Source organism: Nonomuraea rhizosphaerae (assembly GCF_019396405.1).
Lineage (GTDB): Bacteria > Actinomycetota > Actinomycetes > Streptosporangiales > Streptosporangiaceae > Nonomuraea > Nonomuraea rhizosphaerae.
The window spans coordinates 1-7481 of sequence record NZ_JAHKRL010000139.1 but is presented as its reverse complement, the minus strand read 5'-3'; the positions used below and the strand labels follow the sequence as shown (position 1 = coordinate 7481).

The following is a 7481-nucleotide window of genomic DNA, read 5'->3' as shown; positions in this document are numbered from 1 at the left end:
CCCCCCGCGCGCCCGCAACCCCTCGACCACGGCCCCCACCAGCGGCTCGGCCACCGGCCCCGGGGCGGCCGCCTGCCAGGTCGGCCGCCGGCCCTTGCGCGCGTCCCCGTACAACGTGAACTGGCTGATCACCAGGAGCGGCGCGGACACGTCCGAGCAGGACTTCTCCCCGTCCAGGACGCGCACCGTCCACAGCTTGGCGGCGAGCTTGCGGGCCTGCTCGCGTGTGTCGGTGTGGGTGACGCCGACCAGCGCGAGCAGGCCGGGGCCGTTGATCTCCCCGACGGTCTCGCCGGCCACGACGACGGACGCGGTGCTCACCCGCTGCACTACTGCTCGCATGGGACCCCATTCTGGCCCAGGTCAAAGGCTTCGTAGACTCGTGCCGAAAGGGGGGCGGGAAATGTCGCTGGTCGTGGAGGTTGTCCGTTCCGGGTTCGTGGAGTCCGTCCATCATGCCCGGATGCTCACCATGGACGCCGCCGGGCAGCCGGTCGAGGCGCACGGCGCGGTGCACGTTCCGGCCTCGCCGCGTTCGTCGATGAAGCCGCTCCAGGCGCTCGGGATGCTCCGCGCCGGGCTCGCGCTCGAAGGCGAGCTGCTCGCGCTGGCCTGCGCCTCCCACTCCGGCGAGCCGTACCACGTGGACGGCGTGCGCAAGATCCTCGCGGGGGCCGGGCTGGCGGAGTCCGCGCTGCTGTGCCCCGACGACTACCCCTTCGACCGCGCCGTGAGCGACCACGGCCGCGTCTTCATGAACTGCTCGGGCAAGCACGCCGCCATGCTCGCCACCTGCGTGCTGAACGACTGGCCGACGGCCACGTACCTGGAGGTCACGCACCCGTTGCAGCGGGCGATCCGCCGCACGGTGGAGGAGCTGACCGGCGAGTGGGTCGCCGCCTCGGGGGTGGACGGCTGCGGGGCGCCGCTGTTCTTCGTCTCGATGGTCGGGGTGACGCGGGCGTTCCAGGCGCTGGCCCAGGGGGACGCCCTGGGACGGCGGATCTTCGACACCATGCGCGCGCACCCCGAGTGGACCTCCGGCAGCGACCGGCCCGAGGCCGAGCTGATGCGGGCGCTGCCCGGCCTGATGGTCAAGGTGGGGGCGGAGGGCTTCGACGCGTTCGTGTTCGAGGACGGGCGGGCCGGCGCGGTCAAGGTCGAGGACGGCGCGCAGCGGGCCCGCACGCCCGTCACCGTGGCGGCCCTGCGCTCGCTCGGCCTCGACGCGCCCGAGTTCGACGCGCTCGCCGTCCCGCCGCTGATGGGCGGCGGGCGTGCGGTGGGCGAGCTGCGTATCCGCCGTTGAGGGCCGCTCGTCCGCCCTCAGAGGGTGCGGAACTGGCGGCTGGCCGAGATCGCCCCGGAGGTCGTCGTGGTGAACGTGCGCATCGACCCGGCGAACTTGGACAGGTCCCACTCGGCCGGTCCGTGGTACCAGTACAGGTTGTCGGCCTGGTGCCCGTTCCCGGTGACCGAGGCGACGACCCGCGACCAGTGCTCCACGCCGTCGAAGATCACCGCGTACGGCAGGTAACGCGAGAACAGCTCCACCCGGTGCTGTTCGGGCACCTCACCGAGGTCGCCGGAGAACAGGTACTCGCGGAAGCCCAGCGTGTGCGCCAGCGCGGCCGAGCCCTTGGCGGTCTTGGCGGGCATGTACGGCCCGCCGGCCGCCAGCGCGCCACCGGCGATGACCACGGCCAGGCCGAGCAGCCCGTACGTGGTGAACCAGGCCAGCGCCACCGTCGCCAGCAGGCCGACGACGATGAGCACCACCCCGGCGACCGTCCACCGGGTGCGCTCGGTGTCGGGACGCCGGGCGAACCACCCCTGCGTCACCACGTCGGCGTAGAGCGCGTCGCGCACCTTGCCCAGGTGGCTGGCGAACGAGCCGGACAGCTGCGACAGCAGCACCACGTCCCGCCCGTCGAAGATCGCGTCGTAGAGCGCCTTCTCGTACGGCAGCAGCGCGTTGACCGGCGCGTTCGGCAGCCTGACCAGCGTCCAGTCCGGCGCGTCGTACGTCTGCCGCGGCTGCTCGTCGATCCGCAGGTAGCCGCGTACGGCGAGGTCCACGATGGTGGCGGTGACGTCGACCACGTCGGCCTGCTCGTCCACGAGCGTGCCGATCTGGCCGGGCCGCACCCCGTCAGGCGGAGAGAAATGCCCGTTCTGTACGGGGGCGACCTTGCCATGATCATGCCCGACGACCCTGGCGTCACGCCCGCGCGTCCAGTAGAGCAGGGCGACGCCGCCGAGCAGGAGCACCAGCAGGGCGGCGAGCGCGCCTCCGGTGACGGCGTTCAGGGTGAACGCGCCGGCCAGCGAGAAGCGCCGCTCCAGGATCGGCGTGCCGCTGGTCGAGCCCTTGGCGTAGCCGACGACCACGGTCAGCGCCTGACCGGCGCCGAGGTTCTGCTGCTCGAAGACGGCCTCGGTGGCGCCGTGGTCCATGGAGGCGGACGTGCAGCCGATGGCCGAGGTCAGGGCGCCGGCGAAGCACGAGAGGTTCTGGACCTGCCCCGGCCCGGTCACCGTGACCGTGGCCTTGGTGACCGGCTGGCTCCAGCCGTTCACCGCGAACCAGCGCAGCTCCTCGATGTCGCCCGCCGCGGTCACCGCTCCCTTGACGTCGTACTCGACGGTGCCCGGCGCCTTCATCGACAGGACGTCGCCGGTGAGCGTGCCGCCCTTGACGTTCGAGATCTGGTAGAGCCGGTCGTTGTTGTCGTCGTAACGCGTCCTGGTGAGGAAGGTCCGCTTGAGCTCCCCCGAGCTTCCGTCGATCTTCTCCACCACGTGCAGCGTGCCGTTCTTGGCGAGACTCATGGTCACCTCGTCGGTGATCCCGGCCTCCGCCGTGGCGGGGACGGCGGTCAGCGTCAGCGCCGCCCCTCCCAGGACGGCCCCCAGTACGGCCAGCTTCAGCCTCATACCCGTCATGGCGGCAAATCGTATCGGTTCGCCCCCATCCTGGTACCGAGGTCTGTTCTTCAGTCCAGCGTGATGGCGTTCGCGGCCCGCTGGACGCTCTCGGGGGCCGCGGCCTGGCCGGGGTTCTCGAGAGCCAGGTCCTGGTTGGTCTGGACGAAAGGCCGCATCCGGGTCTCATAGCGCTCGAACGCCCCGTGCGGGTCCCCGCCCAGTTCCTGCGCCAGCACGTACGCGCCCACCATGGCCAGGCTGGTGCCCTGCCCCGACAGCGGCGAGGCGCAGTAGCCGGCGTCGCCGACCAGCGTGACCCGGCCCTCGGACCAGCGCTCCATCGTGATCTGGGCCATCGTGTCGAAGTAGAAGTCGCCGGCCTCCCACATCGCCTTCAGCAGCCGGGGCGCCTCCCAGCGCAGGCCGCCGCAGTGCTCCTGGATGAGCCGCCGCTGCTGCTCGACGTCGCGGTGGTCGTAGGAGATCGGGCCGGCGGCGAAGCCGACATTGACCTTGATCGTGGCGTTCCCGGGAGCGGTGTAGATCCCGAACCCGGCGTCGCCCTCGCGGTACCAGATCTGCCAGCGGTCGAGGCCGAGGAAGTTGTCCGCGCTGTAGATGGCCACGTACATGCCCAGGTGCCGCAGGAACCGCGACTCCTCGCCGAACACCAGCCCGCGCACGTTCGAGTGCAGGCCGTCGGCGCCGACCACGTAGTCGAACCTGCGCCTTCCGCCCTGCTCGAACGTGACGTCCACGCCCTGGTCGTCCTGGTGGAGCGCGGAGATGGAGTCGCCGTAGAGGTACTCGACGCCGCTGGTGGCCTCGATGACGAGCGCGATCAGGTCGTCGCGCATGATCTCGACGTCCGGGCTGTCGAGGCGGCCGCCGCTGACCGTCTCCTCGGTGGTGCGCATCACCTCGTTGCCGTCGCCGTCCAGCATGGACATGCCGCGCATGTCGGTCTTCAGGGCTCTTGCCTGCTCCAGGATGCCCATGCGCGCGGCGACCTCCAGGGCCGCGCCACGGATGTCGACGGCCTGGCCGCCTCGGCGGGGCGCGGGGGCGCGTTCGACGACGGTCACGTCGGCGCCCTGCCTCTTGAGCCAGTGGGCCAGGACGGGGCCGCCGACGCTCGCGCCGGAGATGAGGACGTTCATCGGGATCTCCCTTGTGTGTACGTTGTACGGATGTGAATGTACGTCGTACATACAGGCTTTGCAACTGCGAATACGATAATGTCTGTACTAGTACAGGGAGGGCATGTGGACGGAGCGCCGCCGTACGCGCGGATCGTGGACGACATCAAGCGCCGGATCGCCGACGGCGAGCTGCGGCCCGGCGACCGGGTGCCGTCCACCAGGCAACTGGCCAGAGACTGGGACGTCGCCCTGGCCACCGCCACCAAGGCGCTGGCCAGGCTGTCGCAGGAAGGTGTGGTGGTCGCCGAGCCACGCGTCGGCACCCTGGTCGCCCCGGCCCGGACGCCCTCCGCGACCACGGCCGCTTCCTCGCGAGGCGGCCCTTCCTCCGAGGACGGCGTCTCCGCGCGCGGTAGCGCCTTCTCCGGGGACGTGCGTGGCGGCCGGCCGGACGAGCCCGGCGCGCGTGACCTCACGCGCGAGCGGGTCGTCCGCACCGCCGTCGAGATCGCCGACGCCGAGGGGCTGGCCGCCCTGTCCATGCGGGCGGTCGCCGGGCGGCTCGGCGTCGCCACCATGTCGCTCTACCGCCACGTCGCCGGCAAGGACGACCTGGTCGAGCTGATGGTCGACGCGGTGCTCACCGACTTCCCGCTGCCCGCCGAGCCCCCGGACGGCTGGCGGGCCCGGCTGGAGGTGATGGCCCGCCTGCAATGGGCGGCCTACCGGCGGCACCCGTGGATGGCCCGGATCACCTCGCTGACCAGGCCGCTGCCGTCACCGAGCCTGCTCAGGCACACCGAGTGGGCCCTGGCCGCAGTCGAGGGGCACGGGCTCGACCCGGAGAGCATGATGCACGTCCACATCCTGCTGTACAGCTACGTCCAGGGCATCGCGGCCAACATCGAGCTGGAGATCCAGGCGGAGGCGGCGACGGGTCTCACCGGCGATGAGTGGATGCGGACCCAGGACACGCACTTGACGGCCATCGCGCACTCGGGGGCGTACCCGACGTTCGTGGCCGTCGTGGAGCGGCTGGGAGGCGATTTCGACCTGAACCTGGACCGGCTCTTCGAGTTCGGCCTCAGGCCTCTGCTCGACGGCCTGACCACGGTCATCGAAGGAGCCCCGCATCCGAGCCGGCCGGAGCAAGGCCGGCCGGAGCAAGGCCAGCCGGAGCAAGGCCAGCCGGAACGTAGTCAGTCGGAGCGAGGTTAGCCGGAGCGCAGTCAGTCAGAGCGCTGTCAGTCGGAGATCGCTATGCGGAGGCGGCGGAACCCGCGCCCCTTGCTCTCGATCTTCGCCACCTTGATCCGCCCGATCTGCTTGGTCGAGGCGACGTGCGTGCCGCCGTCGGCCTGGGTGTCCAGCCCGACGATGTCGATGATCCTGACCTCGTCGATGTCCTCGGGCACGAGGTTGGTGGCCGTGCGGATGATGTCCGGGATCTCGAACGCCTCCTTGCGCGGCAGCACCTTCACGTCGATGCGCCGGTCGGCCTGGATCTCGGAGTTGCACGCGTCCTCGACCGCCTCCTTGAAGCCGGGCGGCAGCTCGGGCAGGTTGAAGTCCATCCTGGCGCTGAGCACGTCCATGTTCCCGCCGGTCACCAGCGAGCCGTAGTCGCGGAACACGACGCCGCACAGCACGTGCAGCCCCGAGTGCGTACGCATGAGCGCGGAGCGCCGCTCGTCGGCCACCGCCGCCCGCACCACGGTGCCGGCCGGCGGGATCGGGTCGCCTTCCGCCGGAATCAGGTGGAGATCGTCGTTCTTGCGCACCCCGACGATCCGCGTCTCCACCCCCTGCCACAGCAGAACTCCGTGATCCGCCGGCTGGCCGCCTCCGCCCGGATAGAATGCCGACCTGCTCAGGACGATCCCTTCGGGTGTCGCATCCAGGACGACGGCCTCGAAGTCGCGCAGGTTCTGATCCGACAGCTCGAGCCGCTGTGTTCGCCCGTGGAAGTCTTGAGTCATGTCGGCAGCCTAGAGCCCCCGAGGTGGTTATGCGCGGCCTGCTGGACCGAGCCAGGATTGCCCCAGCCGCCGCGATATTGGTGATTTCTTGCGCTATATCAGGATGCTGCTGCGCGGCCCGCGACACTTCCTTAGAACGCACGGAGCCCCAGAGCAACCCGGTGAAGATCACCTCAGCCGGCCCGATAAACCCCGCAAGCCCGACAAACCCCGCAGGCGCAGGGAGTCAGGCAAGTGCGGCAGGCCAGGCAGGCCAACTGGGCCCGGCGTCTCCGGTGGTGATGTTCGTAGGTGACAGCTTCACGGTCGGCTCAGGCCCCGTCCGCGCCTGGCAGACCTACGCGACCGAGGCGGCCCGCCAACTCCACTGGCAGCCGGTCATCGCGGGCGCGGGCGGCACCGGCTACCTCAACACGGGCCGCGTGGACCGCACGTTCCGCCAGTCGTGGGAGTCCGAACTGTCCTGGCGCCCCGCCCCCGACCTGCTGATCATCTCAGGCGGCCACAACGACCAGCCGTGGCCCCCGGCGAGGACACGAAAAGCGGCGGCCGACCTCCTCAAGGAGACCAGGGCCCACTGGCCGAGGACCCGCATCGTCATGATCGGCCCGATCTGGCTCCAGGACACCCCGGCCAAGGCCTACAAGGTCCGCAACGCCCTGAGAGAGCTGGCCGAGCAAGCAGGCGTCACCTTCCTGGACCCGCTCAAGGACCAGCAGCTCACCCACACCGCGCCGGAGCAGCTCCTGCCCGACGGCGTCCACCCCACCGCTGAGGGCCATCTCCGGCTGGCCCGATGGCTGGTGGAAGCCATGGGTGAACAGCCTGCCGGATAAGAGCCAGAGCCGTGTCGGCGCCCGGCCACCATCCGGTCAGCGGCCGTCTCCCTGGAGGCCCTCAGCCCTGTACGGCGGTTGGGGCCGGCCCATGCGTGCCGTACCCCGGAAAAGGCGTTTACCAGGGCCCGTAGGGGCCGGAGTTGCCACCCCGCCCGCCCATGCCCTTCACGGCCGGCTTGACGTCCACGATGTAGATCGTGGCGGCGATGACCGCCAGGATCGAGAAGAACCCCAGCCCGATCCCGATGAACGCCGCGCCCCCGTACATCATGAACGCGTTGAAGTACGACCACGCGCCGGCCGCCGAGAACAGCGTGGCCAGGATCAGGATGACCAGCCACAGGTTCTTCTGCAGCTTGCCCGCCGACACGAACGCGTTGGTCGGCACCCGCGCGGCGTGCAGCAGCGCGTAACCCGACATGCCGAGGATGACGACGGCGAGCACCAGGAAAAGAAGGTTCAGGCCACCGTTGATGATTTCCATGTTGGTTCGCTCCGCCCAAAGCTCGCGATCGACGGCCCCAGCCTAGTAGGCGGCCCTGACAGTCGGGCACCCCCACAAGGGAAAGGCCCGTCTCGCGATAAAACGCGAG

General features: G+C 70.4%; 8 protein-coding genes. 3 read left to right on the top strand and 5 right to left on the bottom strand.

Annotation, left to right across the window (positions count from 1 at the left end; genetic code table 11):
• Positions 1-342, bottom strand: a 342-nt coding sequence (locus tag KME77_RS06885) for a D-aminoacyl-tRNA deacylase (RefSeq protein WP_219463076.1), incomplete at its 3' end; no start/stop codon positions are given.
• Positions 343-403: 61 nt separating this feature from the next.
• Between KME77_RS06885 and KME77_RS06880 the strand changes: the two genes are divergently transcribed.
• Positions 404-1309: an asparaginase gene (locus KME77_RS06880; RefSeq protein ID WP_219463074.1), complete on the top strand. Its 906-nt coding sequence runs from the start codon at positions 404-406 to the stop codon at positions 1307-1309.
• A gap of 17 nt (positions 1310-1326) precedes the next feature.
• Here KME77_RS06880 and KME77_RS06875 read toward each other — a convergent pair whose 3' ends face one another.
• Positions 1327-2946: a DUF2207 domain-containing protein gene (locus KME77_RS06875; protein WP_219463072.1), complete on the bottom strand. Its 1620-nt coding sequence runs from the start codon at positions 2944-2946 to the stop codon at positions 1327-1329.
• A 50-nt stretch (positions 2947-2996) separates the two neighbouring features.
• Positions 2997-4088, bottom strand: coding sequence for an FAD-dependent monooxygenase (locus KME77_RS06870; RefSeq protein ID WP_219463070.1), 1092 nt, complete (start codon positions 4086-4088; stop codon positions 2997-2999).
• Between the two features lie 105 nt (positions 4089-4193).
• On the opposite strand from KME77_RS06870, the gene KME77_RS06865 reads away from it, so the two are divergent.
• Positions 4194-5288, top strand: a complete 1095-nt coding sequence (locus tag KME77_RS06865; RefSeq protein WP_308250590.1) for a TetR/AcrR family transcriptional regulator C-terminal domain-containing protein — start codon at positions 4194-4196, stop codon at positions 5286-5288.
• Between the two features lie 26 nt (positions 5289-5314).
• Here the strand turns inward: KME77_RS06865 and KME77_RS06860 are convergent, their stop codons facing one another.
• Positions 5315-6049 (bottom strand): alanyl-tRNA editing protein, encoded by a 735-nt coding sequence (locus KME77_RS06860; RefSeq protein WP_219463065.1) that lies wholly within the window; start codon positions 6047-6049, stop codon positions 5315-5317.
• A 281-nt stretch (positions 6050-6330) separates the two neighbouring features.
• Here KME77_RS06860 and KME77_RS06855 point away from each other — a divergent pair, with 281 nt between their 5' ends.
• Positions 6331-6885, top strand: a complete 555-nt coding sequence (locus tag KME77_RS06855; protein WP_246609307.1) for an SGNH/GDSL hydrolase family protein — start codon at positions 6331-6333, stop codon at positions 6883-6885.
• Between the two features lie 118 nt (positions 6886-7003).
• On the opposite strand, the gene KME77_RS06850 is transcribed toward KME77_RS06855, so the two are convergent.
• Positions 7004-7372 (bottom strand): DUF2516 family protein, encoded by a 369-nt coding sequence (locus KME77_RS06850; protein ID WP_219463062.1) that lies wholly within the window; start codon positions 7370-7372, stop codon positions 7004-7006.
• Positions 7373-7481 lie beyond the last annotated feature (109 nt).

Coding starts and splice junctions, on each gene's coding strand:
- KME77_RS06880 (WP_219463074.1), top strand. CDS start 404: ATGTCGCTGGTCGTGGAGGTTGTCCGTTCCGGGTTCGTGGAGTCCGTC.
- KME77_RS06875 (WP_219463072.1), bottom strand. CDS start 2,946: ATGACGGGTATGAGGCTGAAGCTGGCCGTACTGGGGGCCGTCCTGGGA.
- KME77_RS06870 (WP_219463070.1), bottom strand. CDS start 4,088: ATGAACGTCCTCATCTCCGGCGCGAGCGTCGGCGGCCCCGTCCTGGCC.
- KME77_RS06860 (WP_219463065.1), bottom strand. CDS start 6,049: ATGACTCAAGACTTCCACGGGCGAACACAGCGGCTCGAGCTGTCGGAT.
- KME77_RS06855 (WP_246609307.1), top strand. CDS start 6,331: ATGTTCGTAGGTGACAGCTTCACGGTCGGCTCAGGCCCCGTCCGCGCC.
- KME77_RS06850 (WP_219463062.1), bottom strand. CDS start 7,372: ATGGAAATCATCAACGGTGGCCTGAACCTTCTTTTCCTGGTGCTCGCC.